We start from the raw sequence: 20828 nt of genomic DNA, 5'->3' as shown, positions 1-20828 counted from the left end.
AGATTTAGTCAGGTATTCAACGGCCTGCTTTTACCATGGCTTATGATCGTTTTCTTATTAGCAAGACATTATCGTTCTAAGCGTTTGCGTATAGGCTCGAACTCTTTAGTGGCGTGACGCGGTACGGTATCGGGTAAGTTCTGCTCGGCAGCCTGCCAGTATTGCCACGGCACTTTTTTATCTCCCAATTCGTAATCCATGCCATCCCAGCTGTCTTCCCGGAAGCTATAGAACGCCCAGTGAGCCTGCTGCTGATCCAGCACCGTTAATACATCCTCCAGATACTGTGTGCAACCTGGCAAGGTGCGTACACAACCAAACTCCCCTACCACCATTTGATGGCGTGCCACGCCGTGCACTTTTGCCCACGCGAACGGCAGCGCTAAATATTCTGCCACGCGTTGCGCATCCCACTGTTGCTGGGCTCCTGCGTAAGGTACTTTGCCGGGATAAGGCCACGGTGTTGCCCGTTTAGCATTCGGTGCACTGGTGGCGGAATAAGGCTCGTACATATGCACGCTATACAACACGCGCTTGTCCTCAAGCGCCTTCGGCCAATAACTGAAGGCATCGGCTGCTGCATACCAGCCACTGTCCACCATCACCGGCGTTTGCTGATCGACTTCGCGGATAGCAGCGATCACTTCACGATAAAACGCGGGCAAATCGCGTGCGCTACCCTGATGCTGTTGATACCACGCTTGCATCGCTGTCGCGGAGGCGTGTTCGGCTAATCCACCCATTTTCTCCGGTGCTGGCTCGTTAATAATGTTGTAAGCCGCAATCGCAGGATGACCTTTCAACGCGGTGGCCAGATCGCGCCAGTAGCGCGCGCTCTGCTGCCAGAATTGTTTGTCCTGCCACAAACGATCGTCGAACTGGCCACCGTTGTTCTGCGACCAGCGCATGCCTGGCAACGACAGTGGCGTTATTACCACTTTTAGATTTGCTGCCTGTGCGCTATCCAGCACTTTCTTCAGCGTCGCAATGTCCTCTGTGACCAACCCTTGATACTCGTCGGCACTGCCGAGCAGGAAATCTCGCTGCTGCGTTGGCCATTTATCCCAGGAGAGTCGAACCCAGGAAGCACCGTAGGTGTGTAGAGCGTTGAAATAGGCGATGTCGGGTGGAATACGATTAAAGCTGTTACCGCCATGCTGAGGTTTAAGCCAGAAATCCATCTTTTCGGTGGCCCTTACCACCGGGTTAATCATCAAAATCAGCAGCAGGAATGTAAAGGTTTGTATGATCCGGCGCACACTTTCTCCTTAATTTATGCGAGTCCTTAGCACCCTTTTTGGTGCAGGCTCGAAACTAAACTGATTCTCATATAGTTACCGTGCGTTATCACTGATTTTAGCTGGCTGATTTGTAAGGATTTGATGACACTTTGATGAACGCTTTTCCTTCGCAACATTTTTACCCGCATACCTCACCCTTGCTTTACGTTTCTTCACGCTTCGCACGCATTTAGCACCAATCATGGAGAAAAAAAGGAGACGCTGATTTAGCGCATATACAATGAGAAACATTCTCATTATCATGCGCATTTGCTTACATATGTTAATACTTCAGGGAGAAGATTTAAGTGAATGTAACTTTATATGTCAGGAAACGCCCTCTTGCGCTGATTGTGGCGGCCTTGCTTACCTCACCTGCTTATACCGCGGAACCCACGGAAAAACTGGCTGACGATGAATCGATGATCGTCACTGCGGAACAGGGTTTGAAACAGCAGCCTGGCGTTTCCACCATTACCGCTGAAGACATCAAGAAAAGCCCACCGGTTAACGACCTCTCCGATATCATCCGCAAAATGCCGGGCGTCAACCTGACCGGTAATGGTGCCAGCGGCAGCCGTGGTAACAACCGTCAGATTGATATTCGTGGCATGGGCCCGGAAAACACCTTAATCATGATCGATGGCGTGCCGGTGAGTTCGCGTAACTCTGTGCGTTACAGCTGGCGTGGCGAGCGCGATTCGCGTGGTGACACCAACTGGGTGCCCGCCGAAATGGTCGAACGTATTGAAGTGATTCGTGGACCAGCGGCCGCGCGTTACGGTTCGGGTGCAGCGGGTGGCGTGGTGAATATCATCACCAAGCGCCCAACCAATGACTGGCATGGCTCGCTGTCACTGTTCACTAACCAGCCTGAGAATGATAAAGAAGGTGACACGCGTCGCGCCAACTTCAATTTAAGTGGCCCGCTGGCAGGCGATGCGTTAACTATGCGTCTGTATGGCAACATCAACCGCACTGATGCAGATGCGTTCGACATCAACACGGCAGAAAATGGTTCCTACGCGGCCGGTCGTGAAGGCGTGCGCAACAAAGATATCAACGGTGTGTTGTCATGGAAAATCACGCCATTGCAGGTGATTGATTTCTCATACGGCTACAGCCGTCAGGGCAACATCTACGCCGGTGATACGCAGAACAGCAACAGTAATGCCAGTGCCGATGGTCTGGTGGAATCGCTGTATGGTGCAGAAACCAATCGCCTTTATCGCCAGAGTTACGGTGTCACGCATAACGGTATCTGGGATTGGGGAACCTCGAAATTAAACTTCAATTACGAGAAGACCAATAATACCCGCCTGAAGGAAGGTACCGCGGGCCGTACTGAAGGAATGATTAACACCGATGAGTATGCGACCAGCCGACTGGAGAGCTACCGTGCCGGCGGTGAAGTCAGCTTCCCGCTGCAACTGTTGGTGGATCAAACCGTCACTCTTGGTGCGGAATGGAACCGTGATGAGCTGAACGATCCGGCTTCGATGCTCACGCAAACCGCGAACGGCGTGACGCTGCCAGGCAGTTCAGGCGATCCCTCTCAGCGCAGCAGCAAAAACGACGCGACCATCAGTTCTCTGTTCTTTGAAGACAATATCGCCGCCACTGATAGCACTGAGGTTATTCCCGGCCTGCGCTTCGATTATCACGATCAGTTCGGTGCGAACTGGAGTCCAAGCCTTAACATTTCTCAGGGCCTGGGCGACAACTTCACGCTGAAAGCCGGTATCGCGCGCGTGTTTAAAGCACCAAACCTGTATCAATCAACGCCGGGTTACCTGCTTTCGACACGCGGCAACGGTTGCCCAATCGGGCTAACCCAATGCTATCTGCTGGGTAATGGCGATCTGGATCCGGAAACCAGCGTTAACAAAGAGATTGGCATTGAGTTCAGCAACGAAGGCTACGTAGCGGGTATCACCTACTTCCGTAACGACTACAAAAACAAAATCGTCGCTGGCACCGATCCTGTTTATTCTGAGGCGGGCTACAACGTGCTGCGCTGGGAAAACGGCGGCAAGGCGATTGTGGAAGGATTGGAAGGTAATCTGACCATCCCATTAGTTGCCGATACGCTGGAATGGCGTACCAACGCGACCTATATGTTCCGTTCAGAAAGCAAAGACACCGGTAATCCGCTCTCTATTATCCCAGAGTTCACCATTAATTCTCAGCTGGAGTGGCAGGCAACGCAGGATCTGAGTGCGAACGTGAACTGGACACAGTATGGCCGCCAGAAACCGCGTCAGTTTGCGGAGACGAACACAGATGTGACCAACATGACCACCAAAGAGATCAAGCCATATTCAGTGGTCGGTCTTAACGTGAATTACGACATCACCAAAAATCTTCGCGCTAATGCGGGTATCACCAACCTGTTTGATAAACGTATCTATCGCGAAGCGACCGGTGCAATCACCTATAACGAACCGGGCCGCGCCTATTACGCTGGCGTCACCATGTCGTTCTAAACGCATGTGGGCGGCGCAGTCGCCGCCCACATCAATTCGGCTGTTCGCCACTCCGCTATCCCTCTGTTTACTCATCTATTTTCCCAATTAACATCACTCACTATTTTTTGACTTTTTACCTTCAAAATTTGAAGGTTTTACATCAAATAACACCTCGCTGCCCCACCTCGCATCCGGTAATTTCTTCGCTATCTTCCCTACAGGATCAAAGCAGATGATTAAAGATGCGTTTTACCGCACGGGGCATCCCGCTCCTCAACTTGGCGTCAGCCCGCTCTCCTGGGTGAACGAAGTGCTGCATTATCTCGGCGCAGGCACTTCCGCAAAGACCTGTTTAAGCGAGGCCAGACAAGCCGGATTTCAGGGCGTCGAATTGAGCCGCATATTCCCGCGTGAACCGGGTGCATTGAAGCAGCTGCTGTCAAAACATCACCTGCAGCTGGTGTCAGGCTGGCACGACGGATTCCTCACCGAACGCAGCGTTGAGCAGGAATTGGATGCGGTGCATAACCATGCCGCCCTGCTCCAGGAAAATGGTGCCAATGTGATGGTGTACGGGGAGTGTGGCTGGATGGCTGAAAACGCCTTGGATGTGCCGCTGAGCACCCGACGTCTGCTGCCGGAGAATCAGGTTTCCGCCTATGCCGATCGCCTCTCCCGCTTTGCCGAAGCGCTGTTTGACCAATACGGTTTACGCCTTGCCTACCACCACCACCTGATGATGGTGGCCGAAACGCTGCCGGAAATCCGTGCGCTGATGGGTGCCTGTTCGCCCGCGGTAGGTTTGCTGCTGGATACCGGCCACGCCACCGCCGCCGGATTCTCCTATACGCAACTCATCGATGAATTCGCCGAGCGCATTTGCCACATCCATCTGAAGGATGTGCGACTGGATCGCCTGCAACAGGTGCGAGCCACCGGCATGACCTTCAACGAAGCGGTGCTCGCCGGGATGTTCACCGTGCCAGGCGATGGCGGTATTGATTATCGGCCGCTGGCGGAGTTTATCACTCGCAGCGGTTATCAGGGCTGGATGGTGGTGGAAGCTGAGCAGGATCCGGCGAAAGCCCCGCCGTTAGAAACCGTGACTCGCGCACAACGTTTTGTTGACCAACACATTTTACCTGCAAACGCTTAAGGACCCGATGATGGCTGGAAAAACACTGAATGTTGGCCTGATCGGTTCAGGCTTTATGGGCCAGGCACATGCCGATGCGTGGCGTCGCGCGGGTTTACTGTATCGCAACCTGGCGCTGCAACCCGTTCTGCATACCCTGGCGGATGTCACGCCTGCACTGGCCGAAGAAGCGGCTCGACGCTACGGTTTTCAACACAGCACAGCGGACTGGCAATCGATGGTGAACAATCCTGAGATTGATATTGTCGATATCACTACGCCTAACAGCATGCACTTCGACATGGCGTTGGCCGCGATTCGTTCGGGTAAACACGTTTACTGCGAAAAGCCGCTCACCGTTTCGCTGCAGGAAGCGCAAACCTTGACGCAGGAAGCCGAGCGCGCTGGCGTGAAAACCATCATGGCGTTCAATAACATCAAAACGCCCGCAGCGCAGTTGGCGAAACAGATGATTGATCGGGGTGATATCGGCACACCGACCCGCTTCCGTGGTTGGTTCGATCAGGGATTTTTCAACGATCCTGAGCTGCCGTGGAGCTGGCGCTGCTCGCGTGAACAGGCCGGTTCCGGCTCGCTCGGTGACTTAGGCTCACACGTGGTGAGCGTGGCGCAATATTTGATGGGACCGATCAAGAGCGTGGTAGGACAGGAGCAGTTGTTCATTGAAACGCGTCCTGCTGCGGGCGGCGGCTCAGGCTATGGTGCCCAGGCGGATAAGCAGGCTGCGCGTTTGAAAGTGGAAAACGACGATCAGTTCCAGGCGCTGGTCACTTTCGAGAGCCGCGCTGGTGGCGTGATTGAATCTTCACGCATTTCCGCAGGTAAAGTGTTCGGCATTGCATGGGAAATCTCGGGCACCGAAGGCACCATCATCATGGACGGTGAGCGCTTTAACGAACTGAAGATTGCACGCTATGGCGACGCGAAACACGATCGCGGCTTTAAAACCATCTATGCCGGTTCTCAGGTCGAACAATTCGGAGGCTTCTTTGGCTTCGATTTCGCTGGCGGTGGTCTGGGATACTTCGATGTGAAAGTCATCGAAATCTATGACCTGATCAAAGGCCTCAGCAGTGAAGCCAGTTGCTTCCCGGACTTCCGCTTTGGCCTGGAGAATCAGCAGATCATCGAAGCGATGGTGCGCTCCTCTGCCAGCGGTGAACGCGTGGAGATCGCCAGTCTGCGCAACTAAATAAAAAACTCGCGCAATGCTTCAGCCAGCGCCTGCGGTTGCTCATCCGGGATGAAGTGACCGCAGTGCGCGATTTTGATGCCTGAGACCTGTGCCGCAAACTCTTTGAGCGGGATAGCCATATCGGGGATCGAGCCTTGATCGGCACTCACCGCCAGCAACGGCACCGTGAGTTTGCCGTTATCACGCAGCAATGCACGGTTTTGTTCGGCAGAGATGCTCACTTCGCGATACGCCGCCATGCCTGCGCGCAATGCCCCGTTCTGTTGCAGCAACCGCGTATATTCCGTCATATCTTCCGCGTCAAAAACCATGGGACTGACGGCTTTGCGTTTCAGAAACCACTCCAGATAGATCTCTTCGCGCCCAGCAATCAAGGCTTCAGGCAGATCCGGCAGCAGATGGAAGGCAAAATGCCAGGTTTTCCAGGCCTTATCGGGCGTGGCAGGCAGTGCATCTGGCAGGGTCACACCCGGAATGCCCGCATCCAGCAGGGCAAGTTTCTTGATCTGATTGGCATAGTGCATGGCAAACGGCCACGCCACCCACGCGCCAACATCATGCGCAGCAAGATAATAGTGATGGATGTTCAGTTGCAGCAGCAGGCCTTGTACTTTCTCAGCCAGAGAAGTGGTGTCGTAACCGCTGTAAGGCTTGTCAGAATCCCCCTGGCCAGGCAGATCAGGCGCGATAATGGAGTAACGATCGCCGAGCAGAGCCATCACCTTGCGCCATGCAAACCAGCTTTGCGGGAACCCGGCTAACAGCACCATCGTTTCACCCTGCGGGTTGCCGCCGCTGACGTAATGCAATCTGACTCCGTCTACCGTGGCGTAGTGATGGAAAAAATCAGGCAGGCCGGCAACGGGTTGCGACCAGCGTGATGTTGATTTCAATTCTGAGGCATTCATCGGTTTATCCTAAAAATTGGAAATGATTACTTCCTAATTGGTTAAAGTTTTAGTCGGTTAGGTTCAAAACATCATCGTTCCAGGACTGGCATGGGTGGCCGCGTGCTCGTGTAGAGATATTGTTTGCGGTAGGGAAAACACCATTTAGGAAATGATTAATTCCTAAATGGTACAGGAGGGGATGAAGGCTTGGCAAGCGATGCTAGTGAGATCCCGAATTAAGGCGCAACACGATACTGAACAAAATCCGTTCTGGTTGCGACCTGATCATACAGCGCTCGGGCACGGTAATTATTCTCGCGCGTCATCCAATACACTTTCGAGCAGTTCAACGCCTCAGCGGCAGCATTCACCGCTGCGATTAACGCGCGCCCCGTGCCTTGCTTACGCCCACCTGGGCTGACGAACAGATCCTGCAGGTAACAATAGTCACCCAGGGCCCAGGTACTGCGATGGCAAATAAAATGCACCAATCCCGTTAACTTGCCCTGCTCTTCCGCCACCAGACAATGCATCGGCTCACCTTCCGCAAGCAGTCGTTGGAATGTCGTTTGACTGACTTCTTCCGTGACTTCACTGACATAAAAGTCGAGATAGCCCAACCACAGAGATTTCCACTGTGCGTAATCCTCTGCAGTGAGTTTTCTAATCACCTGTTCCATTTATTTCTCTCCATTGTTGGCGTGTTATGTTGAACATCAAGCTGGCGGGCGGATCCTGTGGATCAAACACCCGTTCAAGGAAAGTCATCCCGACCTTTTCCAGTACGCGGCGCGATGCGCTGTGATTCTCGCGCACTACACCTACGATTTCTCTCAGCTTTAGGTCTTCAAAACCGTGGCGGATAGCGCGCAATGCCAGTTCCGTCGCATAACCATTTCCCCAGGCATCCGGTTCAAAACGGTAACCCAGATTATTGGTTCTGCGCCCGTTGAATTCGCTGACAAATACGCCACCGAAACCAATCACATGCTGCGGATTGCTTTTCTCCATGATGGCCCAGTCATCGAAACCATGAATAGCGCGATCTTTAATTCTGCGTAGTAATACTTCTCGCGCATGATCAATATTGGGATATGGCCCGCGCGGGTAAAATTGATGTGTTCTCGCATCGCCATAGATGCGAAAAAGCGCCTGCAAATCCGTGCGCTCAACCGGCCGATACAGCAACCTCTCAGACTCCCAATGCATTCAATCCCTCGCCTTATTTTATGATGCAGCGAAATAACATAGCACCGCGACATCACTTTGAGTGTTAAGAATTTTTGCTATGATGTCAGCCCATCTTTCTAATGATTGAATCTGAACCATGCGAACATCGGACTCGTTGCGACTTCTGCTGCTGGCGGCTATTTGGGGAGCCAGTTTTCTGTTTATGCGCATTGCCGTTCCCGCTCTGGGTGCGGTGAATACCGCTTTTTTGCGCGTGTTATTCGGCGCGTTGGGTCTAATTGTCGTGATGGCAGTGCTGCGCATTCCACGCCGCTTCGAAGGCAAACTAGGCTGGGCGATGTTGCTGGGGGTGATTAACTCAGGATTACCTTTCCTGATGTATTGCCTGGCCGCTCGCGTCTTGCCCGCAGGCTACTCCGCGATACTCAACGCCACCACGCCATTAATGGGCGTCGTGATAGGCGCCGCGTTCTTTAATGAACAACTTACCGTGAGTAAAGTGCTGGGCATGCTGGCCGGTTTTGTTGGCATAATGTTGATAAGTACCACTGGTGAAGGGGAGCTATCGCACGCGCTGATACTCGGCATTGCGGCTTGTCTGGTTGCCACCGCCTGTTATGGTTTTGCCGGCTTTCTGGCCAGACGCTGGATTGGATCGCGCGGCGGGCTCGATGCCACGAAAGTGGCATTCGGCAGCCAGTTAGGTGCCTCGCTGTTCCTGCTGCCTTTCTTTGTCTTTACCGCGTCGCAAACGTCTGCAGCGAACTGGCAAATTCCTGAAGTCTGGGCCTGCATCCTGGCCGTCGGTTTTATTTGCACCGCGCTGGCTTATATCATCTACTTCCGCCTGCTGGCCGATATTGGCCCGCTGCGCACCCTCACCGTCACCTTCCTGATCCCGCCTTTTGGCATCCTTTGGGGCTGGTTGGTGCTGGACGAGCAGATCAACCAGGGCTTTATGGGCGGTGCATTGTTAATTGTACTGGCGGTATGGCTTGTTACGCGCAGCGGAATGGTCAAAGCCGCCACGCCGAGCACCACTGGCAGTAAATAGCGCTATTTTTTACTGGTGGGCTTCAGCGAACGATTAAGATCCTGAATGCGTTTCATGGTTTTTACCGTGCGCGATGAAGTCGCTGAAGCCACCGACAAAATCAACATCTCCAGACACACCAGTACGGTGCCATGCAGCGGCATGCGGCCGTTCTCCCCACCGCGCGGCACATTAATAATCACATCTGCTTCTTTGGCAAAGGCTGAATCTAAGGCGTTGGTCAGCAAAATCACCGGCATCCCCAGCCGCTTAGCCTCTTTCAGGGTGGTCAACCCTTCTTTATGGGCAGATTTCTGCGCCATCATGATCAGCACATCCCCACGCTGTAAGGTGATCAGTTGTTCAGCGAGCGCGATGCCTGAACGATTGAGCGTGACAGCAGGAATGCCAATGCGCGTGAACAGGCGGGCGCTGTAATCCGCCAGAATTCCTGAGGCATTGATGCCAAACAGCGCCACCTGACGCGCGTCGATCAACATCGCGACAGCCTGCGCCACCGCTTGCCGATTGTGGGGTTCCGAGAGTGCATCGCAGGCGCGTTTATGGCCACCCAGCACAAAATCGATGCCCGAATTGATGTCACACGACAGCTCGCTGACGGTGGCACTCATCTTCTCTTCTGAATTCATCGCCGGGCCAAACCAGGCTTTCAGCGTGGTTTTCAAATCACGCAAACCGGCAAATCCTAACGCCTGAACGGCACGCACCACGGTGGCATCCGAAGTGTGAGTGGCATCGGCTATTTCCATCGCGGTGGCATCTAATATTGCCTCACGATTGTCGTGGATATATCGCGCGACCGATTGAAGACTGGACGATAATGACGGCGCACGTGCGCGATAGCGTTCACCTAATACATCAACTCGATTTTTTATTTTATTTACGGCCATCTTTTTACCTGTTTGTCTTCAGGGTGTAATCTTGTCTCAATCTCAAGTATCGCATTGTAGTGTTTTTTTCATGATAATCCAGCTTTCCGTTTGGCATCCCTTCTGTAAAATCGCGCATAACACTCCAACTCAAAATCAGTTTATATTATTGTATTTATGACATTTAATACAATTAAAGCATTGTGATCAGTGACACTCGCCGAAGAGATTTTTGCTGTAGTATTCACGCCATTATTTCCGTTTACTACTACATTTTTTCATGTTTGAATGATTCTCAATAACATCACGCAACCTGATTTTACGCAGCATGATGCGCAGAGAAAGGATATTTATTGCACTTTTCTCCCCTAAAAAAATTTAACGTCAGCTTCGTTTCATGGACGAAATTAATTCCGCACCAACACCAGGTTTATTTAAATGAATAACAACAAGAGTTTCGCTGTTAAAGCACAATGCCATCCGGCCATTATCGCCGCAATATACGGTTTCACCGTTTTCACCGCAGCAGGCAGTCTGGCAGCGGAAAGCAGTAATACCCTGACGGTCTCCGCGCAGGAAAATAGCTCACAAGGCTATAACGCCACCAGCAGTTCGGTCGCCAGTAAAACGCCTACCCCGCGTCTGAACGAAGCGCAATCGGTGAGTGTGGTAACTCAACAACAGCTGGAGGATTATCAGGCCGCCAGTCTCACCGATGCGATGCGCTTTGTCAGTGGTGTCACAGAGGGCAATACCCTGGCAGGCACTGAAGATGGCTTTGTGCGTCGTGGATTTGGCAGCAACTCGGATGGTTCGATCTATCGAGACGGCATTCGAAGCAGCCAGGGATTGAATTTCGATGCCACTACCGAACGTGTAGAAGTGCTGAAGGGCTCTGCCTCCCTGCTCTATGGCATTCAAAATCCAGGTGGCGTGATCAACCTGGTGAGCAAAAAACCGCAATATGACTGGCACACCAAAGTCAGCGGTCGTTCCTCCAGTGAAGGCGGCGGCGCTGGCACCGTCGATGTGACCGGCCCGCTGGGCAACGGCTTTGCCTTTCGCCTTATTGCCGAAAAGCAGAATCAGGATTACTGGCGCAATTTTGGCAGTGACAAACATACGCTCATAGCGCCCTCGTTACAGTGGTATGGTGAAAAAGCCAGCTTCCTCGTGAGCTATGAAGATTATCAATACGATATTCCTTACGATCGTGGCACCGCTTTCGTCAACGGCAAGCCGCTGGATATTGGCTACAAGGATCGTCTCGACGACAAGGCCAATCACGCCTGGGGCCACAACAAAACCCTTAATGCGCATTATGACTGGCAGTTCAATGATGACTGGAGCACGCGCGTCACTTTTGGCTGGAATCAGCGCCAATATGACAATAATGAAGTGCGCGTCACCGCCATCAACCCAACCACCGGCGTCGTCACGCGTCGTGCCGATGCTAACCGTGGTTTCAACCACAAAACGAAATACGTTTCATGGGATCTGCTCGGTTCACAACAGTTGTTGGGCATGACCCACGATGTGGTGATCGGGACTGATTACGAGATGAACCAGACTTACCGTGCGCATCAGTATCAAGGGAAATCCAATACCGGCTTTAACTTTACCGATCCGCAATACGATATCCTGTCGCCGGTCACCAACAGCACCACGGAAAATACCGCCAACGCCAATAACCTGAACCGCATTCATAGCCGTTCGGTTTACGCTAAAGACAGCATCTCACTCACGGAACAGTGGATTGCGGTACTTGGCGGACGCTATCAGCATTACGAGCAGCGCGCGTCCAAAGGTTTCGATCCGGTAGTGGAAACACTGAACAGCGAAGGCAATAAATTCCTCCCGCAGGCGGGTCTGATCTATAAAATCACGCCGGATGTGTCGCTTTACACCAGCGTTAGCAAATCCTTTACCCCTTCCACCGATGTGGACGATGACGGCAACGTCGGTAAACCGGAACAGGGCACCACCTGGGAAGTCGGCAGCAAATGGCAAATCTCACCAAAGCTGTTTGCCAGCGTCGCGCTGTACCGCATTGATGAACGTGACATGTCGCTCAGCATTAACGGCACGACACGGGCGATTGATAAAGCGCGTTCGAGCGGCGCAGAGTTTGAGCTGAACGGCGAAGTGCTGCCGGGTTGGGATCTGAGCGCTAACTACAGCTACGATAAGGCTGAGATCGTTGATGATGGCGTGAATTCTGCCAATAATGGCAATCGACTGCAAAACGCGCCGCGTCATTCTGGCGCACTTTATTTAAGCCACAATCTCAGCATCAACGGCATTCCCGGTGATTTCCGCGTCGGGAGCGGTGCTCGCTATGTCGGCTCGCGCGCGGGCGATCCTGAAAACAGCTTCACCATGCCGGATTACATGGTGGCGGACAGCTTTATCGCCTGGAACAATCAGCTGTTTGGCGAAAAAACGCAGCTTAAGCTGAACCTTAACAACCTGTTCAACAAACACTATTACACCTCCAGCGGCGGCAATCTGCGCGTGCGTGAGGGTGAAACCCGTAACCTGATGGTCGAGGCCAGCGTTGAGTTCTGATTCCGTTGTTAAAGCGGGCGCCCGGCGCGCCCCTTCCCTTTGTGGACCGATGCTGATGGTGCTGGCCTGCTTCTTACTGGTGCTCAGTAGCGCCGCGCTGGCAAAGACCGTCACGGATATTGACGGTAATCAGGTGGATATTCCTGACCATCCGCAGCGCATTGTGCTGGGTGAAAGTCGCATGCTCTACACGCTGGCGCTGCTGGAGCCAGGCAATCCTTTTCAGCACATCGTTGCCTGGCCACAGGATTTGAAAAAGTACGATAGCCAGACGTGGAACAGCTTTGCACGCCAGTTCCCGCAAATGTTGAAAATCCCTTCGCTGGGCTCGGGTGGCCCGAATGCCATCAATCCTGAGCAGATCCTGGCACTCAAACCCGATGTGGTGATCCTGCCAAGCCTGGCACGTTACGATGATGCCGATCTGCGTCTGGTGAGTATGCTGAAGGCCGCGCATATTCCGGTGGTGAAGATCGATCTGCGTGTGCATCTTCTGAAGAATACCCGTCGTAGCGTGGAGATTTTTGGTGAGGTGCTGAATCAGCAGGCCCGCGCTCAGGCGTTTAACCGTTTTTATGACGCGCATATGCAGGTGATTCATGACCGGCTGGCCAGTTATCACGGCGCTAAGCCTTCGGTATTGTTGCAGTTGCACCTTGGCCGCCGTAATGAATGTTGTGTTACCGCGATCAACGGCAGCCTGGGCGAACTGTTAAACGCCGCGGGCGGTGACAATATCGCCGCGAAAACGCAGCACGGGGTGTTTGGTCGCTTAAGTGAAGAAATGGTGATCGCGGCACAGCCGAATTACTATTTCGCCACCGGATTTGGCGATAACGATGTGCAGGGTTTGCTGAAGCTGGGGCCTGAAGTGGCGCTGCCTGCGGTGCAAAGTAGCTTTGCCCAACTGACTGCGCAGCAAAACGGTTTGCGTGAATTAGCCGCACTACGCAACGCCCACTCCGCTGTTATCTGGATGAATTTTTATCTCAGCCCGTGGCACATCGCGGCGACAGAATTTATGGCGAAAACACTCTATCCGCAGCTGTTCGCGGATGTCGAACCCGAACAAACGTTAAAGCAAATCTTCCATGATTTCCTGCCCATACCTTACAGCGGGACCTATTTCGCCCAAATTCCTGCAAGATAATCGAACTTACGGTTCATCGAAGCGTTAATTACGCTTCGATTATTTTTATTTATTTTTAATCCCCACAATTCATTCGCTTAAAAATTTAAAGCTGAGATCAGCAACTTTAATCTCTCATTACACTGCCGCCGCGCTTGTTAATATTCACAGTGGCACTAACCTTAATTTGCAGTCTGGACATAACGTGTGAGTTTATCCACGATTATGTAATCGCAATGCATTAATGAGGACATTTTATGGCCGAGCATAGAGGCGGTTCAGGTAACTTCGCAGATGATAAACAAAAAGCATCTGAAGCGGGTAAAAAAGGCGGACAAAGCAGCGGCGGTGGTAATTTTAAAGATAACCCCGAAAAAGCCTCCGAAGCCGGGAAAAAAGGCGGAAAAAGCAGTAACAAAGGCTCTTAATCCGCATCGGGCGCGCTAGTCGCCCTACCGACAAGGATGCCGATCCGTCCCACTGGCAAAAGAATAAGTGCAATGACGATATATGACTGACGTCTTGCGCTTATTCTGTACTCTTCTTCCCTTTCCCATCATGCGTTTTATCCACATCGTCGTAGTGATAATAACGGCTCGCTTAATCTGTAAAATTTCAATTGGTCACTTTTTGACGTGACATATATCACATTTATGCCAGGCTTAATTTATCTATAGCGAAGAACATGGAGATTACGATGAGTTCATTTACTAACAAAACGCTGCTCACACATCAATATCCGACACCTCCCTTCAAAAAACAATTACAGGATTTCCCTGGACTGGCCGCCAAAATGGAACCACGTCCGGATCATGGTGAAACCAGCTATCGTGGCACCGGCCGTTTAACCGGTCGTAAAGCGCTGATTACCGGCGGCGATTCCGGTATTGGTCGTGCAGTGGCCATTGCTTACGCGCGAGAAGGCGCCGACGTGGCGATAAATTACCTGCCCGATGAAGAACAGGATGCGGCAGAGGTGATCAAACTGATTGAAGCGGAAGGTCGCAAGGCGATTGCCATTCCGGGTGACATTCGTTCCGAATCATTTTGCCAACAACTGGTGAAGGAAGCGGCAACGAAACTTGATGGTCTGGATATTTTGGTCAACAACGCCGGACGTCAGCAGTTCAATGAATCGATTCGTACCCTCTCGACGGAAGATTTTGACGCGACGTTTAAGACTAACGTTTATGCCATGTTTTGGATAACAAAAGCGGCGCTGGAGTACCTACCGGCCGGTTCATCGATCATTAACACCTCGTCAGTGCAGGCGTACGATCCCAGCGCGATCCTGCTGGATTACGCTCAGACCAAAGCGTCCATTGCGGCCTTTACTAAAGCTTTAGCCAAGCAACTGGGTAAAGACCACATCCGCGTAAACGCCGTGGCGCCGGGCCCTTACTGGACTGCGCTTCAGGTTTGTGGCGGGCAGCCGCAGGAGAAAGTGGAGAAATTTGGTGCTTCCGCGCCACTGGGTCGGCCCGGTCAGCCCGCTGAAATTGCGCCGCTCTACGTGACGTTTGCGGAAACCACCAACAGCTTCACCTCCGGACAGGTTTGGTGTTCTGATGGCGGCACCGGTACGGTTTAACTGCGATTAAGGGCGCATCCATTTTGGTGCGCCCTATTCGATCTTACCCCGACGTTTTCAGGCGCGATTTGCGGAACACCAGCATAATGCCGAGCAGAATAGCCAACATTCCCATTACACCCGACCACGGTAGCGTATTACCTAACAACAGGTAATCCAGCACTGCCGTTATCACCGGAACCAGATAAAACAAACTGGTGACGTTAACGATGCTTCCCGCACTCAGCAGCCGATACAGCAGCAGCTGCGCCACCACCGAGATCATCACCCCAAGAAACAGCACGGAAATCCAGAAGTGCAACGTAAAGTCGATATGGAAGGCCTTGACTGGTAGCAGCAGCGCACATAGCGCCAGGCTCACTGCGTATTGAAGCGGCAACACCTGTGCCGGATGCTGGGACACTTTTTTCTGCATGATGGCACCAAACGTCATACACAGCAGTGCGCCGAGAGCGAAGACTATGCCGCTCAACGGCAACTGCGACGCCGCCAGACTGCGCCACACCAGTAAAATCAATCCCGCTAAGGCGATCAGTAATCCCAGTAATCGCGTGCCCTGCATGCGCCTTTCCACGATGCAAAGCGTCAGGATTGGTTGTATGCCCATGATGGTGGCAATCAAACCAGGCGTTACTCCCTCGGCCATCGCCTGGAAGTAACATACCGAATAGGCACCAATCAAAATCAAACCGGTACACATCACCGTTTTTCGGCTGCCCGCATCGGGCAACCAGCGACGTCGAAAAATGCCCACCAGCATTAATGCGGCAAGCGCCACACTGAAGCGCACGATCAACAGCGCCATCGGTGAGGCATTGTCTAAACCCAGGCGAGAGAAGATGGCCGCACTGCCCCACAGCAGCACGAAGCCCGACGTCGCCGCTTGCGACGTCAAAGACGAAGAACGCATGAAAATGCTCCTAAAACAAACGTTGTAAATTTAAGCGTGAAGACTTCCGGTTCTTAGCGAACCACAACGAATGCAGGAGGCGGTGGCGGACAGCAGATCGCATACAAGCCATGTTCGTATGACGGGGAAAGTGCAGCTGAATGTGTCATTTACGCAGGCCTGTAGTGAAAATGGGGGGTTAAGAAAAAAATTTAACAGATCGCTTTGTGTGTGTCATCCATTGAGTCGATCAGGGAATACCTCACGCAACCATTCAATAAACACGCGTAGACGCTGGGTCAGATGGCGATTTTGCGGATACACCACGTGAAACGGATAGCTGGCGGGCCGCCAGTCTTTCAGTATTTCGACCAGCGCGCCTGACGCTAAATCTGCGGCTGCTGCGTAACGGAATGTCTGGATGATACCTAATCCCGCCACTGCCGCCGCCTGGTGGGCATTACTCTCATTAATCCCAATGCGATGATCGATTTTCATTTCCTGTTTCTCATTCCCCTGCATAAAGCGCAGCGGAAAAGCGCGTCCGCTTTGCGGGGATAAATAGCTTATCCAGCGATGCCCATTTTTTAGCTCCTGCGGATAAGCTGGCACGCCGTAGGTTTTGAAATAACCGGGTGCCGCGCAGGTGATCATCTCTGCATCACCAAGATGACGCGCCACCAGCGATGAATCACCCAGCGGCCCGCCACGAATCACGCAATCGACATTATCGCTAATCAGATCCACAGCCCGGTCCGACACGCCGAGGTCGAGGCGAATTTCAGGAAATCGCGCGACGAAATCGGGTAACAGAGGGATGAGCACCTCTCGCGCCGTTGAACCGCCAATATCAACGCGCAGATATCCGCGCGGCGTGCCATTCACCACGTTAAAAGCACCGTCGATATCTTCCAGGTCACGCACGATACGCAGCGCTTTGTCGTAATAATCACGTCCTTCAGGCGTGACGGTCACGCGGCGTGTGGTGCGCTGTAACAGACGTACACCCAGATGACCCTCAAGCTCCTGTACCAGTTTACTCAACGTGGCATTGGGCATATCCAGTGAATCGGCCGCGCGGGTGAAATTCCCCGCCTCCACCACGCGCGCGAAGGCCCGTATTGCCAACAGTTGGTCCATGCTGATTATCCATACACAGAAATAGTGATTTCGATTTTACACCATTTATCACTAAACCGCGCAGGGTTACATTGCCTCCCATGCACTGCAACGCAGTCATCACACACTTAAATCCATTTTGGGAGAACACATATGAACACTTCATTAAACGGTAAAATTGCGTTAGTCACCGGCGGCACCAGCGGGATTGGTTTAGCTTCTGCCCAGGCGCTAGCGGCGCAGGGCGCACGCGTGTTTATCACCGGTCGTCGCCAGCCAGAACTGGATGCCGCCGTCACGCTTATCGGTGCACAGGCAACCGGCATCCGCGCTGATGCTTCTGTGCTAAGCGATCTGGACGCTGTGTATGCGCAGATTGCACGCCAGGCGGGCCATCTGGATATTCTGTTCGCCAATGCTGGCGGCGGCGATATGTTACCGCTCGGTGCTATTACTGAAGAGCACTTTGACCGTATCTTTGGCACCAACGTGCGTGGCGTGTTGTTTACCGTGCAGAAAGCGCTGCCGCTGCTGAGCGACAAAGCCTCGGTGATTTTGACCTCGTCCACCACTTCGGTTAAAGGCACTGCAGGATTCAGTGTTTACAGCGCCAGTAAAGCCGCCGTGCGCAACTTTGCCCGCTCATGGGCGCTGGATGTGAAAGATCGCGGCATTCGTGTCAACGTCGTTAGCCCTGGTCCGGTTCGCACACCTGGTTTGGGCGATTTGGTACCTGAAGATCAGCGTCAGGGATTATTCGATGCGCTTGCCGCGCAGGTGCCATTGGGCCGCCTGGGAGAACCCGGTGAGATTGGTCAGGTGGTCGCGTTTCTTGCGTCCGATGCTTCGAGCTTTATTAATGCCACCGAACTGTTCGTGGATGGCGGCATGGCGCAGGTATGAGTTGAGAGTGAGGGAAAGACGTCATTACTAAATAAGTATTCCTGCGGCGAGGTGCGTAATGGATGACGCGCTTCGTGAATGATTCCATTCCAATCTAATTATTCCCTTCACCCTTTCACATCCCCGTAAAAACACACATAATTCAGCGTTATTGGAGAGTAAGCAGTTTTAGAATACGCCAGTAAGGCTATCAGGCAGCGATGCCATGCTGTCTTTCAATATTGAGGTTTTGATACCTTCTATTGTCTTAAACCAGTAAGGAAAGCGTGCAGTGAAGCTAAAGACTTTTGCGTTTATCGTTCTGTCATGTTGCACCGTTTTCGGCGCTCAGGCTGCTACGCGGATCGAGTTGCAGACAGGGGCAAATAATATCGATCTTAACCATGATGGCGTCCCGGATTTGCTGGTCTCAGCGACCTTTGACAATAACACCTCGCATCCCAGCCAGACGCTATCTGCCTTCATCAATAAAAATGGCAACTGGTATATTTTACCCGTTCCGGATGACGATGGATTTACCTGGTCGGATTTTCGTCTTGCGGGTTCCGCTGACAAAATCATTGGTTTTGAACTGCACAATATCCAGGGCGTTTATTACCTGATCCGCGCGATGAAATTCTCTTCAAATCAGGACAATGATGATCTGACTGAAGCCGCGAAAATAAAATTCTCTCGCTATCGGGTGGCGGAAAGCAGCGAAGAGCCTGGCGCTCCCGTTTTTTATTGGCAGCTGTCTGGCAGTTATACCACCTCACAAACGTATAGCGATGTTGATCAGGCTTTCGCACAATTAAACGTGGGTGAATTTAAATAGCGCAGTGCAGGCGTTAATTCGCCTGCTCATCAATACGCACTTCATACTGCACCGAAAGTTCACCCTTCTTCTCTTTCACGCGGGTAATCACAATATCGCCAACATCACTGGTACGTTGCACATGCGTGCCACCGCAGGCATAGGGTGTGAGATCGCCCCAACTGACCATTCTGCATCCAGCGTCATCCCTCAGCACGCGCGCTAAATCCTGCGCCACCAGCGCATCTACACCTTCGGCGATTGCCGCTTCATCAACGGCTTGCGGCTCGCCCTGCGGTTTGAAAACGATACGTCCATTGCCAGGCCGATGATCGCCTTTGTAACCTAACCAGCCAAACTTCTCTCCGGCATAAGCAATCAGATGCCCCGCAGAATGGTAACGGGTATGCAGCTCTCGCAGTGCCGCATCAATTTGGATATGCACGCAACCCAGCGCCACTTGGCGGTCAGTGATATGGATTAACTCACCCTCTTCCTGGATGAGCTGAAGCAAGTTGGCATCGCCTATCCTGCCCCGGTCAGCGGGTTGCCCGCCGCCTTGCGGATGGAACAGTGTTGCCGCCAGTTGCACACGAAACTGCCCGTCTTCCTGCGCTTCACAACGCACCACTTCTGTATCCATTTCCAACAGATCGCTGAAGTAATAGGTTCTCTCCGTCACCACTTCATCCATACCGACATCCCCGCCATAGCGATCAAGTTGATTAAAACAGCTAACCTTATCCGTCTATATGTATTCTGCTGAGGCTTGAACCAAGGGGATCTGCTCAATATCATGGAAAATACTTAGCCCCAAAGCCCTACCCACTTGCACATCCTTATCCGCGCCCGTTGAGGCGCCAGGCATGCGTAAAATGGCATCACAGCTTTGAATTAAACGATGTGCGACGGGATAGAGAAAGGATTCACTGATTTCATCCCCGATCTCTTGCGAACCCGCTGCACTCGCAAGCGGTAACGCCAGCCATTCCCCAATCACGGGCGTGTGACCTTTTTGATAAATCTGTAACGCCATTTGATCGAGTTTCTGCATGTTTCGCTCGATCAATTGCCTGTCGCCATCTGTACCACTGCGAACCGGGCCTGCAATCAAAATCATCATTGCGCGTGCTCCTCAAATTGTCTGTTTAACGCCAGGTGTTGCAGCAACATGATGGTCTTAGCATCCTGGATTTCGCCGTGACGAACCGCCGCCATGGCGCGAGTGAAAGGCCACTCCAGCACTTCGATATCTTCACCCTCTTCCTCAAGGCCGCCGCCCACATGCTTCCTGTCGCCATCGCTATACTCCGCGATAAAGAAAAACAGCTTCTCCGTCACCGATCCCGGACTCATGTAGGCCTCCATCACCTTCTCGACATTTGTGACGGTGTAACCTGTTTCTTCCTCTGCTTCGGCAATAATGCGATTTTCCGGCGAAGCGTTATCCAGTAAACCCGCAGCTGCCTCAATCAAATAGCCATCATGTCCATTGATATAGATAGGAAAGCGGAACTGCCGGGTCAGAACCACCGTCTGTTTTTGGCGGTTATAAAGTAAGATCACCGCCCCATTACCACGGTCGTAAGCTTCACGACTTTGTTCTTGCCAACTGCCGTCGGCACGCTGTAACTCGAAGGTGTACTTCTTTAAGGTGTACCAGTTATCAGATAACAATTGCTCACGAATATTGCGCACTTTTTGCTGCATGATTAACCTCCCGATGGCTGACA

At 52.4% G+C, this 20828-nt stretch carries 20 protein-coding genes; 10 read left to right on the top strand and 10 right to left on the bottom strand.

Going from position 1 to position 20828, the window contains the following annotated elements; all coding sequences use genetic code 11:
• Positions 1–68 precede the first annotated feature (68 nt).
• Entirely contained in the window at positions 69–1259 is a 1191-nt protein-coding gene (locus ACXI0A_RS25695; protein WP_476146107.1) for a cellulase family glycosylhydrolase, read from the bottom strand.
• Between the two features lie 329 nt (positions 1260–1588).
• Here ACXI0A_RS25695 and ACXI0A_RS25690 point away from each other — a divergent pair, with 329 nt between their 5' ends.
• From ACXI0A_RS25690 to ACXI0A_RS25680, 3 genes are all read left to right on the top strand, one after another.
• Entirely contained in the window at positions 1589–3766 is a 2178-nt protein-coding gene (locus tag ACXI0A_RS25690; RefSeq protein WP_476146109.1) for a FepA family TonB-dependent siderophore receptor, read from the top strand.
• Between the two features lie 214 nt (positions 3767–3980).
• The gene (gene iolE, locus ACXI0A_RS25685; protein ID WP_476146110.1) at positions 3981–4904 is read left to right on the top strand and encodes a myo-inosose-2 dehydratase; all 924 of its coding nucleotides are present in this window, start codon (positions 3981–3983) and stop codon (positions 4902–4904) included.
• A 10-nt stretch (positions 4905–4914) separates the two neighbouring features.
• Positions 4915–6096, top strand: a complete 1182-nt coding sequence (locus tag ACXI0A_RS25680) for a Gfo/Idh/MocA family oxidoreductase (RefSeq protein WP_476147132.1) — start codon at positions 4915–4917, stop codon at positions 6094–6096.
• Here ACXI0A_RS25680 and ACXI0A_RS25675 read toward each other — a convergent pair.
• From ACXI0A_RS25675 to ACXI0A_RS25665, 3 genes are all read right to left on the bottom strand, one after another.
• Complete coding sequence (locus tag ACXI0A_RS25675) at positions 6093–7007, bottom strand: alpha/beta fold hydrolase (RefSeq protein WP_476146113.1); 915 nt, start codon at positions 7005–7007, stop codon at positions 6093–6095. The two genes, ACXI0A_RS25680 and ACXI0A_RS25675, sit on opposite strands and share 4 nt — an antisense overlap.
• Before the next feature lie 218 nt (positions 7008–7225).
• Positions 7226–7669, bottom strand: a complete 444-nt coding sequence (locus ACXI0A_RS25670; protein ID WP_476146115.1) for a GNAT family N-acetyltransferase — start codon at positions 7667–7669, stop codon at positions 7226–7228.
• On the bottom strand, positions 7653–8198 hold the full coding sequence (locus ACXI0A_RS25665; protein ID WP_476146117.1) for a GNAT family N-acetyltransferase: 546 nt from the start codon (positions 8196–8198) through the stop codon (positions 7653–7655). Before ACXI0A_RS25665 ends, ACXI0A_RS25670 begins: the two co-directional genes overlap by 17 nt.
• A gap of 118 nt (positions 8199–8316) precedes the next feature.
• On the opposite strand from ACXI0A_RS25665, the gene ACXI0A_RS25660 reads away from it, so the two are divergent.
• A complete protein-coding gene (locus ACXI0A_RS25660) occupies positions 8317–9234 on the top strand; it encodes an EamA family transporter (RefSeq protein ID WP_476146119.1) in 918 nt (305 codons plus the stop codon).
• Between the two features lie 2 nt (positions 9235–9236).
• Here ACXI0A_RS25660 and ACXI0A_RS25655 read toward each other — a convergent pair whose 3' ends face one another.
• Positions 9237–10124, bottom strand: coding sequence for a MurR/RpiR family transcriptional regulator (locus tag ACXI0A_RS25655; RefSeq protein WP_200572759.1), 888 nt, complete (start codon positions 10122–10124; stop codon positions 9237–9239).
• Between the two features lie 417 nt (positions 10125–10541).
• Between ACXI0A_RS25655 and ACXI0A_RS25650 the strand changes: the two genes are divergently transcribed.
• The 4 genes from ACXI0A_RS25650 (at position 10542) to ACXI0A_RS25635 (ending at position 15391) form a co-directional block, all read left to right on the top strand.
• Complete coding sequence (locus ACXI0A_RS25650) at positions 10542–12671, top strand: TonB-dependent siderophore receptor (RefSeq protein WP_476146121.1); 2130 nt, start codon at positions 10542–10544, stop codon at positions 12669–12671.
• A 49-nt stretch (positions 12672–12720) separates the two neighbouring features.
• Positions 12721–13821, top strand: a complete 1101-nt coding sequence (locus tag ACXI0A_RS25645) for an ABC transporter substrate-binding protein (RefSeq protein ID WP_476147133.1) — start codon at positions 12721–12723, stop codon at positions 13819–13821.
• Positions 13822–14057: 236 nt separating this feature from the next.
• Positions 14058–14228: a KGG domain-containing protein gene (locus ACXI0A_RS25640; RefSeq protein WP_476146123.1), complete on the top strand. Its 171-nt coding sequence runs from the start codon at positions 14058–14060 to the stop codon at positions 14226–14228.
• Between the two features lie 269 nt (positions 14229–14497).
• On the top strand, positions 14498–15391 hold the full coding sequence (locus tag ACXI0A_RS25635; protein ID WP_476146125.1) for an SDR family oxidoreductase: 894 nt from the start codon (positions 14498–14500) through the stop codon (positions 15389–15391).
• A 43-nt stretch (positions 15392–15434) separates the two neighbouring features.
• Here the strand turns inward: ACXI0A_RS25635 and ACXI0A_RS25630 are convergent, their stop codons facing one another.
• Positions 15435–16307 (bottom strand): EamA family transporter, encoded by an 873-nt coding sequence (locus tag ACXI0A_RS25630; protein WP_476147134.1) that lies wholly within the window; start codon positions 16305–16307, stop codon positions 15435–15437.
• Positions 16308–16514: 207 nt separating this feature from the next.
• Positions 16515–17420 carry a LysR substrate-binding domain-containing protein gene (locus ACXI0A_RS25625; RefSeq protein ID WP_476146127.1) on the bottom strand — a complete coding sequence of 302 codons (906 nt, stop codon included), beginning with the start codon at positions 17418–17420 and terminating at the stop codon, positions 16515–16517.
• A gap of 132 nt (positions 17421–17552) precedes the next feature.
• Here ACXI0A_RS25625 and ACXI0A_RS25620 point away from each other — a divergent pair, with 132 nt between their 5' ends.
• Positions 17553–18302, top strand: coding sequence for an SDR family oxidoreductase (locus ACXI0A_RS25620; protein ID WP_476146129.1), 750 nt, complete (start codon positions 17553–17555; stop codon positions 18300–18302).
• A 271-nt stretch (positions 18303–18573) separates the two neighbouring features.
• On the top strand, positions 18574–19116 hold the full coding sequence (locus ACXI0A_RS25615) for a carbapenem self-resistance protein CarG family protein (RefSeq protein WP_476146130.1): 543 nt from the start codon (positions 18574–18576) through the stop codon (positions 19114–19116).
• A 13-nt stretch (positions 19117–19129) separates the two neighbouring features.
• On the opposite strand, the gene ACXI0A_RS25610 is transcribed toward ACXI0A_RS25615, so the two are convergent.
• The 3 genes from ACXI0A_RS25610 to ACXI0A_RS25600 are packed head-to-tail and all read right to left on the bottom strand — an operon-like array spanning position 19130 to position 20805.
• Positions 19130–19789, bottom strand: coding sequence for an alanyl-tRNA editing protein (locus tag ACXI0A_RS25610; RefSeq protein WP_476146132.1), 660 nt, complete (start codon positions 19787–19789; stop codon positions 19130–19132).
• 54 nt (positions 19790–19843) lie between these two features.
• Entirely contained in the window at positions 19844–20218 is a 375-nt protein-coding gene (locus tag ACXI0A_RS25605) for an NUDIX hydrolase (protein WP_476146133.1), read from the bottom strand.
• A complete protein-coding gene (locus ACXI0A_RS25600) occupies positions 20215–20805 on the bottom strand; it encodes an NUDIX domain-containing protein (RefSeq protein WP_476146135.1) in 591 nt (196 codons plus the stop codon). The genes ACXI0A_RS25605 and ACXI0A_RS25600 overlap by 4 nt, the downstream gene beginning before the upstream one ends.
• Positions 20806–20828: the final 23 nt, after the last annotated feature.

The organism is Pantoea sp. C1E2, from assembly GCF_056491465.1.
Note: the sequence above shows the minus strand (reverse complement) of the source record. Positions and strands in the feature narration are given on the sequence as shown.